Source organism: Ornithinimicrobium sufpigmenti, assembly GCF_004322775.1.
In the GTDB taxonomy this organism is placed as follows: Bacteria; Actinomycetota; Actinomycetes; order Actinomycetales; family Dermatophilaceae; genus Ornithinicoccus; species Ornithinicoccus sufpigmenti.
Genome location: NZ_CP036403.1, coordinates 4,032,333 through 4,050,325, shown reverse-complemented (window position 1 = coordinate 4,050,325; position 17,993 = coordinate 4,032,333). Strand labels below are relative to the sequence as shown.

Below are 17,993 nucleotides of genomic sequence, written 5' to 3'. Positions count from 1 at the left end.
CGGCCCTCCCTCGCCTCGACGACTGTGGAGTGACCACGCTAGTTCACCGCCGTCGGCGGGAACGGCACGCCCCGGCGTCCGGCGCCGCGGGAGCACGGTGGTGCCGGGCGGGGCGAGGACGGTGAGCTCGGGAAGGCATTGACGTGCCGACCTGTTGTCCCCACCGTGAGAGGCGAGTACAAGGTCCCCGGAGGCAAGCTGGTCGCGGTCGAGCTCGAGACGGCCGACGGCAGGATCACCGAGGCGTTCGTGTCGGGTGACTTCTTCCTCGAGCCCGACGAGGCGCTGGAGGACATCAACGCGGCGCTGCTCGGGCTGCATACCGACGCCAAGGTCGACGACATCGCCGCCTCGATCAGCCAGCGGCTCCCCGACGAGGCCCACCTGATCGGCTTCTCGCCGGAGGCGGTCGGGATCGCCGTGCGGCGGGCGCTGGGCCACGCCTCACGCTGGGAGGACCACCGCTTCGACCTCATCCCGCCGGTGACGATGGACCCGCGCATGCACGTGGCGCTGGATGAGGTGCTGGCCGGTGAGATGGCCCGCGGTGAGATCGGCCCGAGCCTGCGCTTCTGGGAATGGGACCGCCCGTTGGTCGTCATCGGCAGCTTCCAGTCCTACCGGAACGAGATCGACGACGAGGGGCGGGAGCGGCACGGCATCGACGTGGTCCGCCGGATCACCGGTGGTGGCGCGATGTTCATGGAGCCCGGCAACTGCATCACCTACTCGCTCATCGTGCCCGCCTCGCTGGTCGAGGGGCTGAGCTTCCAGCGCGCCTACGAGTACCTGGACGACTGGGTCATGGGCGCGCTCGCCGAGCTGGGCATCAGAGCCCACTACGTCCCGGTCAACGACATCGTCTCCGAGAAGGGCAAGATCGCGGGGGCCGCGCAGCGCCGCCTCGCCGGCGGTGTCGTGCTGCACCACGTGACCATGGCCTACGACATCGACGCCGACAAGATGCTGGAGGTGCTGCGCATCGGCCGGGAGAAGATGTCCGACAAGGGCACCACGTCCGCCAACAAGCGGGTCGACCCGATGCGCTCCCAGTCGGGGCTGCCGCGGGACCAGGTCATCGAGGCCTTCCTGTCCCACTTCGAGGGCAGGTATGACGTGTCCCGCCGCGGCTACACCGAGGCCGAGCTGGCTGCGGCGCAGGAGCTGGTCGACACCAAGTTCAGCACGAAGGAGTGGACCCACCGCATCCCGTGACGCGGGTCGCGCTCAGCCGTCGGCGAAGAAGATGTAGCGGGAGAGCAGGAAGGCGGCGATGAGGTAGAGCGGCCAGGACACCTTGCGGCCCTCGCCGATGGCGAGCTTGATCGCGCAGTAGCTGATGATGCCCAGCGAGACGCCGTTGGCGATCGAGAAGGTCAGCGGCATCAGGATGATGGTGAGGAAGGCCGGCACGCTCTCCGAGACCTTCTCCCACTCGATGTGCCGGATGCCCTGCATCATCAGCGCGCCGACCAGGATCAGCGCAGGAGCGGTGGCCGCGCCGGGCACCATGGACGCCACCGGCCACAGGAACATCGCCAGACCGAACAGCAGACCGGTCGTCGTGGCCGTCAGCCCGGTGCGACCGCCCTCCTCGATGCCCGAGGCGGACTCGACGTAGGCCGTCACCGTGGAGGTGCCCATGAAGGCGCCGAACATGCCCGCGAGGCCGTCCATCGAGAAGGCCCGCTTGGCGCGCGGCATGTCGCCGTTCTCGTCCAGGTAGCCGGAGCGGTGCGCCAGGCCGGTGAGCGTGCCGGTCGCGTCGAAGAAGTCGACGATGAAGAAGGTCAGCACCACGGTCACCAGGCCGAGGCTGAGCGCGCCCATGATGTCGAGCTGCCCGACCAGGTCGCCGGGCCAGACCGGCAGCCCGACGACGCCGTCGGAGAAGCCGGGGAAGGCCTGCAGCGTGTCGTCCTCGCCACCGCTGTAGACGGGGATGCGCGAGATCACGGCGACGGCGGACATCACCAGGATGCCCCAGAGGATCGCGCCGGTGACCTTGCGGGCCATGAGCACCGCGGTCAGGCCCAGGCCGAGCAGCGCCAGCCAGGCCGTCGGGGCGCTCAGGTCGCCCAGGCCCACCAGCGTGGCCTCGTTGGGCACGACGATCTCTGCCGTACGGAGGCCGAGGAGGGCCAGGAAGCAGCCGATGCCGGCGGTGATCGCCAGCTTCAGCCCCATCGGCAGGGCGCGCACGATCGCCTGCCGCACACCGATGAAGGAGAGCACGACGAAGAGCAGCCCGGAGATGAAGACGGCACCCAGCGCGGTCTGCCACTCCACCCCCATCCCCAGCACGACGGTGAAGGAGAAGAAGGCGTTCAGCCCCATCCCCGGTGCCTGCGCGAAGGGGTACTTCGCGACCACGCCCATGATCACCGAGCCGAACATGGCCGCGATGCAGGTCACCATCAGCAGCTGGACGAAGCCGTTGGGGACGTCGATCGCCGCGCTGAGCACCGAGGGGTTGACGAAGATGATGTAGCTCATCGTCAGGAAGGTCGTCAGCCCGGCCCGCAGCTCGCGCGGGATCGTGGAGCCGACGGCGGAGATGCCGAAGTAGCGGTCGAGCAGGCCACCGGCGCCCGAGCTCGGGCCGTCCTGGCGCGAGGGTTGCGAGGTGGCAGGGGTGCTGGTGGGAGGGGTGCTGGCGGGCTCGGGGGTGGAGGCCAAGGCAGGTTCCTAGCGGGCGGGACAGGCGGGGAGGGGAGGCTGGTCCGACGACGGGCCGACGAGGGCCGACGGCGGCCGGGCGGCACGTCGAGGGCGCGACGGTGCGGGCGACAGGCTAGCCCCTCGCTCGCGCGACCCGCCAGGGTGTCCGGATAATCGGAGCAGCCCGGCTGGCACACGGCCGGGACGACCGCCGACGGAACGAGGCTCGACGATGTCCACCGCACCGCGCGCGCCCCGCGTCCTGCTCGCCCCCGACAAGTTCAAGGGCACGCTGACCGCGGCCGAGGTCGCCGGACACCTGGCCGAGGGGATCGCGCTGGAGCGCCCTGACGCGGAGGTCGTCGTGGTGCCCGTGGCCGACGGCGGCGACGGTCTGCTGGCCGCGGCGAACTCCGCAGGGTTCGAGCCGGTCGAGCTCACCGCCGCCGGACCGCTCGGGGACCCGGTCCTCACCTCCTACGCCGTCCGGGCCGATGGGCGCGAGGCGGTGGTCGAGATGGCCGAGGTATGCGGCCTCGCCCGCCTCCCCGGGCGGCCGACGCAGATGACCGCGATGGCGGCGACGAGCCGCGGGCTGGGTGAAGCCATCGCCCACGCCCTCGACGCCGGCGCCGCCTTCGTGCTGGTGGGCATCGGCGGCAGCGCGTCGACGGACGGGGGTGCGGGCCTCCTGCAGGCCCTGGGGGTCCGGATGCTCGAGGTCGACGGGTCACCGCTCACGCCGGGGGGTGCCGGTCTGGGCCGCCTCGCCCGCGTGGACCTGGGCGATCTGCACCCCGGGCTGGCGGCGGCGCGTCTCACGGTGGCCTGCGACGTGGACAACCCGTTGACCGGTCCGCAGGGCGCGGCTGCCGTCTACGGCCCGCAGAAGGGGGCCGGCCAGCACCAGGTCCGGGCGCTGGACGCAGGGCTGGCCCACCTCGCCGATGTGGTCGCACGGCATACCGGACAGGACCTGAGGGACGCCCCGGGCGCCGGTGCGGCCGGCGGGGTCGGCTTCGCCGCGCTGGCCCTCCTCGGGGCCGAGCTGCGGCCGGGTGCCGAGGTGGTGCTCGAGCTCACCGGCTTCCACCGGGCCCTGGCCGGCGCCGACCTGGTCGTCACCGGCGAGGGGTCCCTGGACGACCAGACGCTGCACGGCAAGGCGCCGGCGGCGGTCGCGGCCGCGGCCCGTGCCGCGGGTGTGCCCGTGGTCGCGGTCGCGGGCCGGGTGACGCTCGACGAGCAGCAGCTGCAACGGGCCGGCTTCGGGGCCGCCCACGCGCTCACCGACCTGGCCGCGCACCCCGAGGAGTCGTTCACCCGCCCTGGCGTCCTCCTGCGGGAGGTCGGCCGACGGATCGCCCGCGGCCTGCCGGAGGCCGGTTCGTCGCCGCCCAGCCGGGGGTAGACTTTTTCGCAGAGCAGAACTTTCCTCCCACGAAGCGGGGCAGGGGAAGATCTGGGGACTGCACCAGATCACCGAGGACCGCCGAGCAGCACGAGCAAGGACCACCGATGCCGGAACCCAGCAGCGCACCCGCGGCGCGCGCCGGTGGCGTGCAGTCGCTGGAGCGGGCCTTCGGCATCCTGGAGGCGATGGCGGACGCGGGGGGCATGATCAGCCTCTCGCAGCTGGCCGAGCAGCTGTCTCTTCCGCCCGCCACGATCCACCGGCTCATCCGCAGCCTGGTCGACCTGGGCTACGTGCGCCAGGAGGCCAACCGGCAGTACTCCCTGGGCCCCAAGCTGCTGCGGCTGTCGGCGGAGTCCGCCCGGCGCATCGGGGTGTGGGCCGGGCCCTACCTCTCCCGGGCGGTCGAGCAGCTCGGGGAGTCGGTGAACGTGGCCGTCCTGGAGGACGACCACGTCGTCTACGTCGCCCAGGTCCAGCCCTCGACCACGCTGATGCGGATGTTCACCGAGGTCGGTCGGCGGGTGCCGCCGCACGGGACCGCGGTCGGCAAGGTCATGCTGTCCCAGCTGCCGGAGGACGAGGTCCGGGCGCTGCTGTCCCGCACCGGTATGCCGCGCCTCACCGAGCACACGCTCACCACACCCGGGGAGCTCCTGGAGAACCTGGCGCTGGCCCGGGTCCGGGGGTACGCCACGGACGAGGAGGAGCAGGAGATCGGTGTGCGCTGCGTGGCCGTGCCGGTGACCGGCGCGCCGCGCAAGATGGCACTGTCCATGTCCGGGCCGAGCGCCCGCATGGACGACGAGGCCGTGGAGCAGGGGGTCAGCGTGCTCCGCGAGACCGCGCGGCAGATCGCCGAGGTGCTCGGCGCGGACCGCTCGCTGCTGCTCGGCTAGTGGACTACGGTCGAGCGATGAGCGAGATCACGGTCACGCAGAACGCCGAGCAGCACCGGTACGAGGCGCACCTGGACGGCGAGGTCGCCGGGTTCGCCGCCTACCAGCTGGGTGACGACGTCGTCGTCTTCACCCACACCGAGGTCGATGACGCCCACGAGGGCAAGGGCGTCGGGAGCTCGCTGGTCCGGGGAGCGCTGGACGACGTGCGCAGCAAGGGTGGGCACAAGGTCCTGGCCCGGTGCCCCTTCGTGGCCTCCTGGATCGACAAGCACCCGGACTACGCCGACCTCCTGGCGTAGGGGGGCGCAGGGGTACGAGCCAGGCACGGGCGGCGAGTCGTGCCCGGGTCAGGCGCCGAGCGCGGTGCCGTGGACGGTCAGCTCCTCCGCGAAGTCGTCCAGCAGCTCCTGCGCCAATGCCAGAGACTGCTCGCCCTCCCAGCCGAGCCGGACGGCCGCGGCCATCGGCGCCGCCCACCCGGGCTCGAGCCCGGCCACCACCCGGTGCATGACGGCCGGGTCGCTGCTCCAGCCGCCCCAGCGGGGCATCACCCAGGCGAAAGCGATGCGAGCGAGACGCCGGCCGGTGGACCGGCAGAACGGCCCGAGGTCGGCAGGGGGGTGCGTCCCGTGCTGCCGCAGCCGCCGGAGCGCACCACGCCAGTCCCCCTGGATCCCCCTGGCGAGCTCGAGACTCACCGTGTGCGGCGACACCTCCGCACCGGCGTCCGGCCCCCAGACGGGGGTGCACAGCACCCGGATGTGGAAGCCACCGTCGTAGCGCTCGGCCGGGTCGACCAGGGCGGCGCGCGAGTCGAGCAGGATCCCGACGGAACTGACCTGCGGCGCAGCCGCTCCCAGCGTCTCCTCCAGGTGACGCACGGCCACGCGGTCATCCGCCGTGGGCTCGCGCCGGAGCAGCAGCTGGCCGTCGAGGTCGGAGACCCCGACGCGTGCGGTGCCGCGCGGGATGCTGCCGTAGAGGTAGACGCTGTCCAGGTCCGCCGCGAAGGTAGCCCGGGCGGCGGAGACGAACTGCTGCACCAGCGGTGCGAACGGCCGCTGCACCAGGCTCAGGTCCCCCTCGCGCCGGACGTGGCCGTGCCCGTCCAGTCCCTGGTCCTCCCCAAGCATGGCCGGGCCGGTCTCAGACGAGGGAGCCGACCAGGGCCAGGACGGCGAGGAGGGGCAGGGCACCTTGCTGCAGGGCCGCCCGCCGGTGCACGGCAGAGCTGAGGGCGAGCACGACCGCTGCGGCCAGCATGCAGCCGGTGCCGGCCAGCAGGAGGGTCAGCCCGACCGTGGTGGAGCCCACGGCGTAGGAGACGGCGCCGAGGGCGACGAGCACGGCGAGGAAGAGGTTGTAGAAACCCTGGTTGAAGGCCAGGAGCCGCAGCTGCTGCGCCTCCTGCGGGGTGGTGCGAAAAATCCGGCGCGCCTCCCGAGAGGTCCAGGCGACGGACTCGAGGTAGAAGAGGTAGACGTGCAGCACCGCCGCGAGGGCAGCGAGGATGAGTCCGACGAACAGCACCGGGCCAGGATAGGAAGCCGATCTGCGGATCCGGTCTCGAGACGGTCACGGATCAGTGACGGTCCGACAACGATTTGCCCAGGTCGCTGTCAGCGGTGGTTCAGCGGCGTGCCGGGCGCGCCTCGCGGTCCTGCCGCCCGAGCCAGACCGCGACGAGCACCCCGGCCACGGCGCCGAAGAGGTGAGCCTGCCAGGAGACCCCCTCGCGCACCGGCAGCACGCCCCACAGCAGGGAGCCGTACGCCACCACGACCAGCAGGCCGACCAGCGCCGGACCGAGGCGGCGCGCCACGAAGCCGTAGACGGCAAGGAAGGCGGCGTAGCCGTAGACCACCCCGCTGGCGCCAATGTGCACGCTGCCCGAGCCGCCGAACAGCCAGACGCCCACCCCGCCGAGCAGCACGACCAGCCCGGTGACCACCCACAGGTGACGGGTGGTCAGGGCCAGCAGCCCGCCCAGGACGAGCAGCGAGGTCGTGTTGGCGACCAGGTGGCCGAAGCCGAGGTGCAGGAAGGGGCTGAGCACGATCCCGACCAGGTGGTCCGTGTCGCGCGGGCGGATCCCGAACTGGTCGAAGTTCAGCGGGAGGAGCAGGTCGACGAGCTCCAGCACCCACATCAGGGCGACCAGCACCAGCACCGGCACGAGGCGGTGCCGCCAGGTCGGGGAGCCGGCACGGGTCTGCTGGGAGATCGTCACGGGCCTATCGTCGCAGGCTTGACGTCGATCAGCGGGCCCCGGACCGCACCGCTCACCGGGCACCGCTGACCCAGTCGCCTGCCCAGCGACTCAGCTCACCGGCACGAGCTCCCGGGCGCCGGCGACCAGCGCGCCGACGGTCACCAGTCCGAAGGCGGCGGTCCAGAGCCACGCCGGCAGTCCGGTCAGCCTCCTCAGCTGCTCGGCGTCGCTGCCCCCACGCCGACCGCGCCTGCGCTCGCGGTGCAGGTCGACCACCGCGCGGGGCGCCGCCAGGAGCAGGGCCCACACCACGAGGTATGCCGTCCCCGACAGCACGGCAGCAGGCGCGGTCCAGGACAGCAGGGCCACGCCCACCCCCAGCACGAGCACCACCCACAGCCCGTAGAGGTTGCGCACCAGCAGCAGCACGAGCGCGCAGGTGAGGACCAGCGCCCAGAGGACAGCCGCCGCATACCCCGCACCGAGGAGGTAGGCCCCCACCAGGCCGACCAGGGCAGGGGCCGGGTACCCGGCGAGCAGGGTCGCCACCATGCCCGGCCCGCGCGGCCGGCCGCGGGACACGGTCACGCCGGAGGTGTCGGAGTGCAGCCGGATGCCGGAGAGCCGGCGTCCGAGAAGACCCGCGACCGCGGCGTGGCCGGCCTCGTGCACCAGCGTGACCAGGTGGCGCACCAGCCGGTGGCCGACGGGGCTCCAGGTCACCAGCAGGGCGACCCGACCGAACAGCAGGCTGGTCTCCCAGGACAACGGGGGCTGCGTGGCGCTCGCCCGCCCCCACAGCTCACCCAGCACGCACCGATCCTGGCACACGATCCAGGGCCCGCTGCCGGACGCGGCGGCATACCCGACGGGGCACCGGGCGCGGGTAGGTTTCTCGCCGTGCACTACACCGAGTACGACACCCGCCTGGCCGTCTATGCCGTCCTCGTGGACGCGCAGGACCGGATCCTGCTGACCTGGTTCAACGGCGGGCCACGCGGTCTGCGGCCCGGCTGGTCCCTGCCCGGCGGCGGCGTCGACTTCGACGAGCGGCTCGAGGACGCGGTGGTCCGGGAGGTCCACGAGGAGACCGGGTATGCCGTCGAGGTCGGGCCCCTGCTCGCCGAGCACCACTTCACCGGTCACCAGGAGTCCGGCCGCCCCTTCCGTTCCCAGCGGCTGCTGTATGCGGCGACCATCGTCGGGGGCGAGCTCGGGACCGTGGAGCAGGACGGGACGACCGACTTCGCGCGCTGGGTGCCGAGGGCGGACTTCCCGCTCGTCGAGCCCACCGCGGTGATCGTGCAGCTGGCGCTCGACCGGACGTGGGGTCCGCAGCGCTGACGAGCCGGGTCCGGGGGCAGCCGACCCCTGACAAGTGCACTTGACACGCCGTCGAACTGTCAAGTACACATGACAGATGCGATCTCGGGACATCTGGGTGCTCGTCGCGGTGCTGGTGCTCGCAGGGGTGGCTGCGCTGTGGTTCGCGGACCAGCAGGGTAGTGCCCCGCTCCGCATGCTCGCCTTCGCGCTGCTCATCATCCCGACCGCCCTGGCCGTCAACGTCACCGCCCGTCGTCGACGGCGGACGTTGCGCGAGGACTCCCCGGACAGCGTCGAGCGGCAGGCCGCGCAGAACGCCGCAGCGCACGCCTTCACGGGCGCGTTGATCATCGCCGGGCTGCTCGTCCTCGCCCTGCTCTACGTCCCGGGCCCGGTCCCCGGCGTCTGGGCGATCGCCGCCTGGGTAGCGCTGCCGCTGCTCTTCTGGGTGCTCTACGCCGTGGAGCTGACCAAGCTCCGTGGCTGAGACGACCAGCACCGTGCGGGCCCTGCGGGAGGAGCGCGGCTGGAGCCAGGGCCGGCTGGCCGCGGAGGTCGGGGTCTCGCGACAGACGATCAACGCCATCGAGACCGGACGGTTCGACCCCAGCCTGCCGCTCGCCCTACGGCTGGCCCACCTCTTCGCCCGTCCGGTGGAGGAGATCTTCCGGCTGACCGACGGATGACACCGCGGCAGGGCGCGGGGCGGCGTCGGCCTCAGACGAACGACCTGGCCTCCTGCTCGGCCAGCGCGGCCTCGGCGCGGTCCACGACACCCTGGTCGACCCGCGCCGCGACCCAGGCGGTGACCAGCAGCGCCATCACGGTCGCGCCCACGAACAACGTCGGCAGCCCCAGCTCTCGGGCGACCAGCCCACCGACGGGCCCGGCGATCGCCATCGTGCCGAAGATCAGGGTGCGGGTCGCGCCGCCGGTGCGGCCCAGCAGCCTGGCCGGGACGACCCGCTGACGGATGCTGGAGCCGATGACGTTGCTCACCATGTTGGTGGCGCCGATGAACACCAGGGCGGTCCCGATGGCCCACCAGGTCGGGACCAGCACCGGCACCAGCAGCAGCGCCGAGTTGACGAACCAGCAGCCGATCATCACCCGCACCTCTCCCGCGCGGACCACCCACCGGCTCGGCACGAGCGAGCCCGCGATCGCGCCGGCCGAGAGCACCGCGACCAGGATCGGGAACTGCCACGGCTCCAGCCCGACCGCCGAGCCCGGGCCCACCGCCCACAGCACGAACATCGAGAAGTAGGCGGTGTTGGCGAAGTTGGTCAGCGCCGCCGAGACGGTGAAGGGCCGCACGACCGGGTGGCTCAGCACGAGACGCAGACCTTCGGCCAAGTCCTGACGCACGCTCACGGCCTCCTCGGTCGCCGTGGTAGCCGGGGTCGAGCGCTGGGCGACGAAGCCCTCGGGCCGGCGCAGCCGGCCCAGCAGGAGCACCACGAGCACCACCACGGCCGCTGCCCCGCCGAACACCCAGCCGGCGCCGAGGATCACCAGGGCCCCGCCGATCGGCTGACCGACGAACTCCTGCATGAGCCGCTCGGTGCCCATCACCCGGGCGTTGGCCCGGGGCAGGTCCTCCCGCGCCACGAGCTGGGGGATCATCGCGCTCGCCGCCAGGTCGGAGAACAGCTCGGTGGCGGCATACGCCAGGCACAGGCCGAGCAGCACCCAGATGGTGAGCACGTCCGCGAGCGCGGCGCCGGCCCCCGCGCCGAGGACACAGGCCCGGGCAGCCAGCGCCAGCCGTCGCAGACGGGCCCGGTCGGTCCGGTCGACGACGGCCCCGACGAGCAGGGCCCCCAGCAGCCAGGGCAGCCAGAGCGCGGTGGGGACCAGACCGATGAGCACGGGGTCCCGGGTCAGGGCGATCGCCAGGAGCGGCACGGCTCCGGCGACGATGCCGTCGGCGAGGTTGCCCAGGCCGACCCCGGCGAGGTGCAGACGGAAGAGGCGGATGGCGGCTCCTAGACTGGGTGCAGAAGAAACGTTGCAAAGAATCCTCTGCAAAGGTAGCTCTGCACAATGACCGAACGCAACCCCCCACCCGGGCGTGCCCCCGCCATCGACACCTCGGCCCTCAAGGCGTTCGCCCACCCGCTGCGGCTGCGCCTGTACGACCACCTCAAGGACCACGGTCCCGCGACGGCCACGATGCTGGCCCGGGCGACCGGGGAGAGCACCGGGCAGACCAGCTACCACCTGCGTCAGCTCGAACGGCACGGTGTCGTCTCCGAGGTCGAGGGTCGCGGCACCGGACGGGAACGCTGGTGGCGGGCCGAGGGCATCTCCTTCGGTGTCGACGCGGTCGCCGAGGACCCCGGGGCGTTCACCTCCATGGAGCTGGTCCAGCGGCACCAGGTCCAGGAACGTGCCCGCCGGGGGCTGGAGTGGATCGACCGCCAGCCCCACGAGGAGCGCGAGTGGCTGGAGGTGGCACTCATGGACGAGCTCACCACCCGGATGACCCCGGAGGAGGTGGGGGACCTCGCCCGCGCGTTGTCCCAGGTCGTGGCCGAGCACGGGGAGAGAGCCCGGGCGGCCCGTCAGGGGGACGGCGGGGAGGGCACCCGGATGGTCAAGCTCTACAGCGCGATCTTCCCGCTGCCGGCCGAGGACTGACCCGGCCTCGCCTGCCCACCTGTCCACCTGGTCACCTGTTCTCCTGGCAGGCTGAGCCCATGGCCCGGGAACACTTCGACGGCATCGCGCAGGACTACGACGACCAGGAGAAGGTGGACCGCGCCCGGCAGATCGCCGAGGCGGTCCGGGCGGCCGTGCCGCTGACCGGTCGGGAGCGGGTGCTCGAGTACGGCGCCGGCACCGGCCTGGTCGCCCAGGCGCTGCAGGGGGCGGTGGGGCAGCTCACCCTGGCCGACAGCTCCTCCGGTATGCGGCAGGTGGCCGAGGAGAAGGTGGCCGTCGGGTCGCTGCCCGAAGGCACACGGGTGTGGGACCTGGACCTCACCGACCCGGACGTGAAGCTACCCGACGAGGCCTTCGACCTGGCGGTCTCCAGCCTCGTCCTGCACCACATCCCCGACCTCGCCCCGGTGCTCACGGGCCTGCACCGCCTGCTCGCGCCCGGCGGGCACCTCGCCGTCGCCGACCTGGACAGCGACGACGGGCGCTTCCACACCCACCTGCACGACTTCGACGGCCACGACGGCTTCGACCGCCAGAGCCTCGCCCGTCAGCTGCGCGCGGCCGGCTTCACCGACGTGACCGTCGAGGACTGCACCACGCTGGTCAAGCACGGCGAGGTCTTCCCGGTCTTCCTGGCCGTCGCCCGCCGCTGACGCCGGGTCACCGGCAGGATCACCCCCACGCCCAGAGCTGCTGGCCCTCGCCGTCTCGGACCACCGCACGGCGGGCGCCTCCGCGCAGGTCGAGCTCGACCTCGAGCGACTGACCCTCGGGGCCGGCCGACCGGTAGACGAGGTGCTCGTTGGTCAACGTCACGGTCTCGGTGCGGGCGCGCACCAGCCAGGGGTGCCGGCGCCGCAGGCCGATGAGGTCGACGTGCGCGCGGTGCACCCGCTGACCCCAGGTCCCCAGGTCACCGGGCTCGTGCGGGAAGCGTGGCCGCACCGCGTCGTCCCCGCCGGCCCGGTCCTCCTTGACGCCGGTGTAGCCCTCCTCGTCCCCGTAGTAGACCGACGGGACCCCGCCGACGGTCATCAGCACCGTCAGGGCGAGGACCGCCCCGTCCTCGCCGACCTTGGAGGCGATGCGGGTGACGTCGTGGTTGCCGACGAAGGTCTGCGGCACGAAGGTGTCCAGGAACTCGCTGTGCCGGCGCAGCCCGTGGTCCAGCTCGTAGAGGTTCGCGTCGAGCAGCGCGGACCAGGTCGCCTTCCACAGCTCGTACTGCGTCACCGAGTCCACGCCCGACCCGCTCACGAAGGCCGGGTAGTCGCCGTGGATGACCTCACCGACGATCCACGCCTCCGGATGGGTGGCGCGCACCCGCTCGATGACGGGACGCCATACCTCCGCTCCCGGGGCATAGGCGGCGTCCAGCCGCCACCCGTCCGCCCCCTGCTCCAGCCAGTGAGTCATCACCGAGGCGACCTCGTCGCGGACCGGGGGGTGGGTCAGGTCCAGCTCGACCAGCGCCGAGTGCCCCTCGAACCACCGCGGGTTGCCGTCCACCCACTTCAGCCACCGTCCCGCCTCCGAGTCCGGCCCGCCCTCGACGCCCCGCCGCACGACGGGGTGCTCGGCGGACAGGTGGTTGAAGACCCCGTCCAGGACGAGCCGCACACCGCGGGCACGGCAGCCGCCGACGAGCGCCGCGAAGTCCTCCTCGGTCCCCAGCCGGGGGTCGATCCGACGGTGGTCCAGGGTGTCGTAGCCGTGTCCGGCCGAGGCAAAGACCGGGCCGAGCAGCAGCCCGTTGCAGCCCAGCTCCACCAGGTGGTCCAGCCAGCGGGTGAGGTGCCGCAGGCGCGGGTATGGCGTGGCCCCGGGCGCGATCTCCGCCCTCGCCTCCTCCCCGCTCACCGGCGCGCCGGTGAACCCGAGCGGGTAGACGTGCCAGAAGATCGCGTGCTCCGGCCAGGTGGGTGATGTCGGCATCGGACCAGGGTAGGAGGTCCCACGGTGGTGCGCTCACGTCGGCCGCTCAGGTCGAACGTTCACGTCGAACGCTAACGTCGCACCCGTGACCAGCTGGCAGAACCGAGGCGTCGTGACCTATCTGCGCCTGGCCCTGCACCCGGCCACCGCCACCCGCGCACGCGGGCTGCGCTCGCTGACCCGCGGGAAGCCGCCGGCTCCACCCCCGGCCCCGCTGCGCGCCCGGGTGCGCCGGCACGCCCTGCCGGTCCCCGGCCGGCCCGCCCTCGACCGGGTGCGGCCGGCTCCCAGGGCGACGACCCCGACGACGACCCCGACGACGACCACGACGACGACCCCGGGGCCATCCGTTCCGAGGGCCGCGGTCGTCTACTTCCACGGCGGCGCCTTCGTGCACGGCATCGCCCGACAGCACTGGCGGTTGATCGGCGACCTCGCGGACGCGACCGGCGCGCCGGTGTACGTGCCGCACTACGGCCGTGCGCCCCAGCACACGGGCGAGGAGGTCTTCGCGCTGGTCGACGCGGTGGTGGAGCTCGTCACCCGCCGGGAGGGGGACGGCCCGGCGAGCGTGCGCATCCACCTCGCCGGTGACTCCGCCGGTGGCGCCATCGCCCTGCTGGCCGCCCAGCACCTGCGCGGCGACCCCCGGCTCGTCGGCGTGACCCTGATCAGCCCGGCCCTCGACCTGAGCCAGTCCAACCCTGCCATCGCGGAGGTGGAGCCCTCCGACCCGTGGCTCTCCCGGGCCGGCACCGCGCCGCTGCTGGAGGCCTGGGCCGGCGACCTCGACCTGCAGGACCCGAGGGTCAGCCCGGTCTTCGGCGACCTCTCCGGGCTGCCGCCGATCCAGGTCTACTCCGGCACCCGGGACATCTGCTGGCCCGACGTCGCGGTCCTGGAGCGTCGCTGCCGGGAGGCCGGGACCGACATCACCGTCCAGGTGGCGGAAGGGTCCCCGCACGTGCACGTCCTGCTGCCCACCCCGGAAGGGCGCCGGGACCGCGTCGCGCTGCTGGCCGGCGTGCAGGCGTCGCTGGGGTCGGCGCGCGGATGACAGGGCTGGCCGACCTCGGCGCGCCGGTGGACGTCGACGTCGTGGTCGTCGGGGCGGGGCTGTCCGGGATCGGCGCCGCGCACCGGCTGCGCACGGCCCTGCCGCACCTGCGCCTGGAGGTCCTCGAGGCCCGGGACGACCTGGGCGGCACGTGGAGCCTCTTCCGCTACCCGGGGGTGCGGTCCGACTCCGACATGTTCACCCTCGCCTACCCCTTCGCCCCGTGGCGCGAGCAGGAGGCGATCGGGTCCGGGGCACAGATCCTCGACTACCTCCGGCAGACCGCTGCCGAGCACGGCATCACCGAGCGGGTCCGGCTGCGGCACAAGGTGGTCGGTGCCTCCTTCGACACGGCAGCCGCCCGCTGGACGCTGACCGTCCAGACCCCGGAGGGTCGGCAGGAGCGGACCTGCCGGTTCCTGCACGTCTGCACCGGCTACTACTCCTACGACGACCCGCACGACGCCCAGGTCCCCGGGCTGGCGGACTTCTCCGGCGACGTGGTCCACCCGCAGTTCTGGCCGGCGGACCTGAGCTACGACGGGCGCCGGGTGGTGGTCGTCGGCTCCGGGGCGACGGCGATCACGCTGGTGCCGGCCCTGGCCCAGCCTGGTGAGGACGGCCAGGTCGCGGCGCAGGTGACGATGCTGCAGCGCACCCCTACCTGGGTGGGCTCGATCCCCTCCCGGGACCGGTTCGCCGACCGGGCGCGGTGGTTGCTGCCCGCAGGACCGGCCCACCGGCTCGCGCGGACGAAGAACGTGCTGACCGGGTCCGCGCTGTGGGCCGCGATGCGCGCCGCGCCGCGGCTGGCCGGCCGCGTGCTGACCGACCGGGCGGCCCGGGCCCTGGGCGGCGACGACGCCGCGCGGGACTACGTCGACGCCCACCTGACCCCGCCCTACGACCCGTGGGACCAGCGGCTCTGCGCCGCACCCGACGGCGACTTCTTCGCCGCCCTGCGCAGCGGCCGCGCCCGCATTGTCACCGGCACCATCGAGCGGGTCGTCCCGGAGGGGGTCAGGCTGCGCACCGGCGAGGTCGTGCCAGCCGACGTGCTCGTCACCGCCACCGGCCTGCGCGTCCAGGTCGCGGGCGGGATCGAGCCGCAGGTGGACGGCATACCCGTGCCGCTGGGCGAGCAGCTGGTCTGGGCCGGCGCGATGATCACCGGCCTGCCCAACTTCGCCTTCACCGTCGGCTACGTCAACGCCTCCTGGACCCTGCGGTCCGACCTCACCGCGCGCCTGGTGGCGCGGGTGCTGTCGTGGATGGAGGACCGGGGGTATGCCGTGGCCGTCCCCATGGAGGAGCGGGAGGAGCCCGGGATGGACCGGCGCCCGCTCATGGGCCTGGACGCCGGCTACCTGCGCCGGGCCGAGGGCAGCCTGCCGGACCAGGGTGACCGCGACCCGTGGCGGATGCGGCAGAGCTATCTCACCGACGCGCTCGCCGTGCGGAGGCTGGACCTGGACCGGACGCTGAGGGGTCGGCGGCGCAGCTCCCTTCCGGAGCGGAAACTGCCCTGGTGAGACCCCGTTTTCGCACCCCCAGGGGTGATCTTTTCCCATGTTTTGGTCAAATCGGTAACCTTCCGCCTCGACATGAGGTTGAGTGCCCCATGAAGGAGGTGGTTGGACGATGACCCAGTCCGAGGCCCTGGAGCCGATGATCGAGGTGTGGGAGTGGCAACAGAACGGTGCCTGCCGTGATGCCAGCCCCGACATCTTTTTCCACCCGGAGGGTGAGCGCGGCCCCTCGCGGGAGCGCCGCGTCCAGCGGGCGAAGGCGGTCTGCGGCACCTGTCCGGTGCTCGACACCTGCCGCGACCACGCCCTGCGCGTCCGCGAGCCCTACGGCGTCTGGGGTGGTCTGACCGAGGACGAGCGCGAGGCCATCTACCGCAGCGAAGACGCGGACAAGGCGAGCTGACGACCCTCGGGCGAGCTCGCTGACCACCTGACCACCCGCAGACGACCTGCGGACGGAGCTCAGTCGTCCGACAGCAGGTCCCGCACCGCCTTCTCGACCGCGCTCTGCCGGGTCCGGGCGCTCGTCCCCGACGACGCGCCCGGCACGGTGATCGTCTCGCCCTCCTCGTAGGCCTCGATGACGCGCGGGTCGATGTAGGAGCCCTTGGCGATCGTCGGGGTGTTGCCCAGGTAGTCCGAGACCTCCTCCACCGCCTCCTTGACCGCACGACGCTGGCTGGTCTTGCTGTCGCCCGGCTCCGGCGAGGCGGCCAGCGCGACCGCCGCGTGCACGGTCGCGTGCCAGGTGCGGAAGTCCTTGGCAGTCAGCTCGTGGTCGAAGATGTCGGCCAGGTAGGCGTTGACGTCGTCGGAGGTGAGCAGGTGCCAGGCGCCGTTGTCGTCCCTCCAGGCCAGGAGCCGGCTGGTGCCGTCCCGCCGGGAGCGCATCACCCGAAGGGAGGCAGCCACGTCGTCGTCGGAGATGGTCAGGTCCTGCTGGATCCCGCTCTTGCCGACGAAGGTGAAGCGCAGCCCCTCGGCGACCTTGCGCACGTGCGAGCGCTCCAGGGTGGTCAGCCCGAACGAGCCGTGGGTGTCGGTGTAGACGTCGTTGCCGATCCGGAAGTACCCCAGGTCCAGCATCCGGACGGCGGTGGCGCAGGCCCGCTGGAGCGGCATACCCTCGCGCCGCAGGTCGCGGGTGACCCGCCGCCGGGCCTGAGGGAGCCGTTCCGACGCCTCGATGATCCGCCGGAACTTCGCCTCGTCCCGCTGCTCGCGCCACGTCGGGTGGTAGAGGTACTGCCGCCGCCCGGCCTCGTCGGTGCCGACGGCTTGGATGTGGCCGTGGGCGACGGGGCAGATCCACACGTCCTTCCAGGCGGGCGGGATGGCCAGCGCCTTGATCCGGTCGACCTCCTCCTGCGGCAGGCGGTTGCCGTCGTGGTCGAGGTAGGTGAAGCCGGAGCCCGCGCGTCGGCGGGTCCAGCCCTTGCTCCCGGGCTTCACCGTGCGCAGGCGGGTCATGACGGTATGGTGCCGCCTCCCGTCGTCGGCGCACACCTGAAGGGGCAGGGGCCGGGGCAGGGTGGCACGGGCTCGGGAGGGCACGGGGAACATCGAGCACCCGAGATGCGCTGTCCCTGGTATGCGTATCGCCATCATCGGAGGACACGGAAAGATCGCCCTCGAGCTGCACCCGCTGCTGAGCGAGGCGGGGCACGAGGTCGATGCCATCATCCGCAACCCGGACCAGCAGGCCGCCATCGCCGAGCGCGGGGCCAACCCCGTCGTCGCCGACGTGCAGTCGCTGTCGGTCGAGGAGCTGACCGAGCTGCTGCGCGGCCACGACGTCGTCGTCTGGTCGGCCGGCGCGGGCGGCGGTGACCCGGAGCGCACCTTCGCGGTCGACCGCGACGCCGCGATCCGGACCATGGACGCCGCCGTGGCGGCCGGGGTCCCGCGCTACGTGATCGTCTCCTACCTCGGTGCGACCACCGACCACGGTGTACCGGAGGACAACTCCTTCTTCGCCTACGCCGAGGCCAAGGCCGCCGCTGACGAGCACCTGCGCGGCACCGACCTCGCCTGGACGATCGTCGCCCCCGGTGCCCTGTCCCTCGAGGCCCCGACGGGCCACCTGCTCGTCGTGGGCTACGGCCCGGACGACGCCGACCGCGACCCGTCGGTGGTCGGGCAGTCGCAGGTCTCCCGCGCCGACGTGGCGCGCGTCCTGGCGGCCGTCGTCGAGCGCGACGACCTGGGCGGCGTGATGATCGAGTTCGTCAACGGGCCGACCCCCATCGCCGAGGCGCTGGACGCCGCGGCTCAGCGCTGACGCCTGGCC

The 17,993-nt window shown here is 72.8% G+C and carries 21 protein-coding genes; 13 read left to right on the top strand and 8 right to left on the bottom strand.

The window, feature by feature from the left end:
• Positions 1-165: 165 nt before the first annotated feature.
• Positions 166-1,215 carry a lipoate-protein ligase LplAB gene (gene lplAB, locus ESZ52_RS18510; RefSeq protein ID WP_131106231.1) on the top strand — a complete coding sequence of 350 codons (1,050 nt, stop codon included), beginning with the start codon at positions 166-168 and terminating at the stop codon, positions 1,213-1,215.
• A gap of 12 nt (positions 1,216-1,227) precedes the next feature.
• Here lplAB and ESZ52_RS18505 read toward each other — a convergent pair whose 3' ends face one another.
• Entirely contained in the window at positions 1,228-2,679 is a 1,452-nt protein-coding gene (locus tag ESZ52_RS18505; RefSeq protein WP_202865380.1) for an NCS2 family permease, read from the bottom strand.
• Positions 2,680-2,893: 214 nt separating this feature from the next.
• Between ESZ52_RS18505 and ESZ52_RS18500 the strand changes: the two genes are divergently transcribed.
• The 3 genes from ESZ52_RS18500 (at position 2,894) to ESZ52_RS18490 (ending at position 5,276) form a co-directional block, all read left to right on the top strand.
• The gene (locus ESZ52_RS18500; protein ID WP_131106230.1) at positions 2,894-4,072 is read left to right on the top strand and encodes a glycerate kinase; all 1,179 of its coding nucleotides are present in this window, start codon (positions 2,894-2,896) and stop codon (positions 4,070-4,072) included.
• Between the two features lie 107 nt (positions 4,073-4,179).
• On the top strand, positions 4,180-4,974 hold the full coding sequence (locus ESZ52_RS18495) for an IclR family transcriptional regulator (protein WP_131106229.1): 795 nt from the start codon (positions 4,180-4,182) through the stop codon (positions 4,972-4,974).
• Positions 4,975-4,991: 17 nt separating this feature from the next.
• Positions 4,992-5,276: a GNAT family N-acetyltransferase gene (locus tag ESZ52_RS18490; protein WP_131106228.1), complete on the top strand. Its 285-nt coding sequence runs from the start codon at positions 4,992-4,994 to the stop codon at positions 5,274-5,276.
• A gap of 48 nt (positions 5,277-5,324) precedes the next feature.
• Here the strand turns inward: ESZ52_RS18490 and ESZ52_RS18485 are convergent, their stop codons facing one another.
• The 4 genes from ESZ52_RS18485 to ESZ52_RS18470 form a co-directional block, all read right to left on the bottom strand.
• Complete coding sequence (locus ESZ52_RS18485) at positions 5,325-6,110, bottom strand: nucleotidyltransferase domain-containing protein (RefSeq protein WP_131106227.1); 786 nt, start codon at positions 6,108-6,110, stop codon at positions 5,325-5,327.
• 13 nt (positions 6,111-6,123) lie between these two features.
• Positions 6,124-6,507 (bottom strand): DUF1304 domain-containing protein, encoded by a 384-nt coding sequence (locus tag ESZ52_RS18480; protein WP_131106226.1) that lies wholly within the window; start codon positions 6,505-6,507, stop codon positions 6,124-6,126.
• Positions 6,508-6,607: 100 nt separating this feature from the next.
• Entirely contained in the window at positions 6,608-7,207 is a 600-nt protein-coding gene (locus tag ESZ52_RS18475) for a rhomboid family intramembrane serine protease (RefSeq protein ID WP_131106225.1), read from the bottom strand.
• A gap of 90 nt (positions 7,208-7,297) precedes the next feature.
• On the bottom strand, positions 7,298-8,002 hold the full coding sequence (locus ESZ52_RS18470) for a M50 family metallopeptidase (protein WP_131106224.1): 705 nt from the start codon (positions 8,000-8,002) through the stop codon (positions 7,298-7,300).
• Positions 8,003-8,089: 87 nt separating this feature from the next.
• On the opposite strand from ESZ52_RS18470, the gene ESZ52_RS18465 reads away from it, so the two are divergent.
• The 3 genes from ESZ52_RS18465 (at position 8,090) to ESZ52_RS18455 (ending at position 9,201) form a co-directional block, all read left to right on the top strand.
• Entirely contained in the window at positions 8,090-8,533 is a 444-nt protein-coding gene (locus ESZ52_RS18465) for an NUDIX hydrolase (RefSeq protein ID WP_131106223.1), read from the top strand.
• A gap of 76 nt (positions 8,534-8,609) precedes the next feature.
• Positions 8,610-9,002: a hypothetical protein gene (locus ESZ52_RS18460; RefSeq protein ID WP_131106222.1), complete on the top strand. Its 393-nt coding sequence runs from the start codon at positions 8,610-8,612 to the stop codon at positions 9,000-9,002.
• Positions 8,995-9,201, top strand: a complete 207-nt coding sequence (locus ESZ52_RS18455) for a helix-turn-helix transcriptional regulator (protein WP_131106221.1) — start codon at positions 8,995-8,997, stop codon at positions 9,199-9,201. Before ESZ52_RS18460 ends, ESZ52_RS18455 begins: the two co-directional genes overlap by 8 nt.
• 31 nt (positions 9,202-9,232) lie before the next feature.
• On the opposite strand, the gene ESZ52_RS18450 is transcribed toward ESZ52_RS18455, so the two are convergent.
• Complete coding sequence (locus tag ESZ52_RS18450; RefSeq protein WP_181009852.1) at positions 9,233-10,546, bottom strand: MFS transporter; 1,314 nt, start codon at positions 10,544-10,546, stop codon at positions 9,233-9,235.
• A gap of 15 nt (positions 10,547-10,561) precedes the next feature.
• Here ESZ52_RS18450 and ESZ52_RS18445 point away from each other — a divergent pair, with 15 nt between their 5' ends.
• Both ESZ52_RS18445 and ESZ52_RS18440 read left to right on the top strand, forming a co-directional pair.
• The gene (locus tag ESZ52_RS18445; RefSeq protein WP_131106219.1) at positions 10,562-11,158 is read left to right on the top strand and encodes an ArsR/SmtB family transcription factor; all 597 of its coding nucleotides are present in this window, start codon (positions 10,562-10,564) and stop codon (positions 11,156-11,158) included.
• Between the two features lie 59 nt (positions 11,159-11,217).
• Entirely contained in the window at positions 11,218-11,835 is a 618-nt protein-coding gene (locus ESZ52_RS18440) for a class I SAM-dependent DNA methyltransferase (RefSeq protein WP_131106218.1), read from the top strand.
• 19 nt (positions 11,836-11,854) lie between these two features.
• Here the strand turns inward: ESZ52_RS18440 and ESZ52_RS18435 are convergent, their stop codons facing one another.
• Complete coding sequence (locus ESZ52_RS18435; RefSeq protein WP_131106217.1) at positions 11,855-13,117, bottom strand: alpha-amylase family protein; 1,263 nt, start codon at positions 13,115-13,117, stop codon at positions 11,855-11,857.
• Positions 13,118-13,202: 85 nt separating this feature from the next.
• On the opposite strand from ESZ52_RS18435, the gene ESZ52_RS18430 reads away from it, so the two are divergent.
• The 3 genes from ESZ52_RS18430 to ESZ52_RS18420 all read left to right on the top strand — a co-directional run bounded on the left by ESZ52_RS18430 (position 13,203) and on the right by ESZ52_RS18420 (position 16,106).
• The gene (locus ESZ52_RS18430; RefSeq protein WP_131106216.1) at positions 13,203-14,174 is read left to right on the top strand and encodes an alpha/beta hydrolase fold domain-containing protein; all 972 of its coding nucleotides are present in this window, start codon (positions 13,203-13,205) and stop codon (positions 14,172-14,174) included.
• Positions 14,171-15,706, top strand: a complete 1,536-nt coding sequence (locus tag ESZ52_RS18425) for a flavin-containing monooxygenase (protein ID WP_131106215.1) — start codon at positions 14,171-14,173, stop codon at positions 15,704-15,706. Before ESZ52_RS18430 ends, ESZ52_RS18425 begins: the two co-directional genes overlap by 4 nt.
• Positions 15,707-15,815: 109 nt before the next feature.
• Positions 15,816-16,106, top strand: coding sequence for a WhiB family transcriptional regulator (locus ESZ52_RS18420; RefSeq protein ID WP_131106214.1), 291 nt, complete (start codon positions 15,816-15,818; stop codon positions 16,104-16,106).
• A gap of 59 nt (positions 16,107-16,165) precedes the next feature.
• Here ESZ52_RS18420 and ESZ52_RS18415 read toward each other — a convergent pair whose 3' ends face one another.
• On the bottom strand, positions 16,166-17,173 hold the full coding sequence (locus tag ESZ52_RS18415; RefSeq protein WP_131106213.1) for a DNA topoisomerase IB: 1,008 nt from the start codon (positions 17,171-17,173) through the stop codon (positions 16,166-16,168).
• A 121-nt stretch (positions 17,174-17,294) separates the two neighbouring features.
• Between ESZ52_RS18415 and ESZ52_RS18410 the strand changes: the two genes are divergently transcribed.
• Complete coding sequence (locus ESZ52_RS18410; RefSeq protein WP_131106212.1) at positions 17,295-17,984, top strand: NAD(P)H-binding protein; 690 nt, start codon at positions 17,295-17,297, stop codon at positions 17,982-17,984.
• Positions 17,985-17,993: the final 9 nt, after the last annotated feature.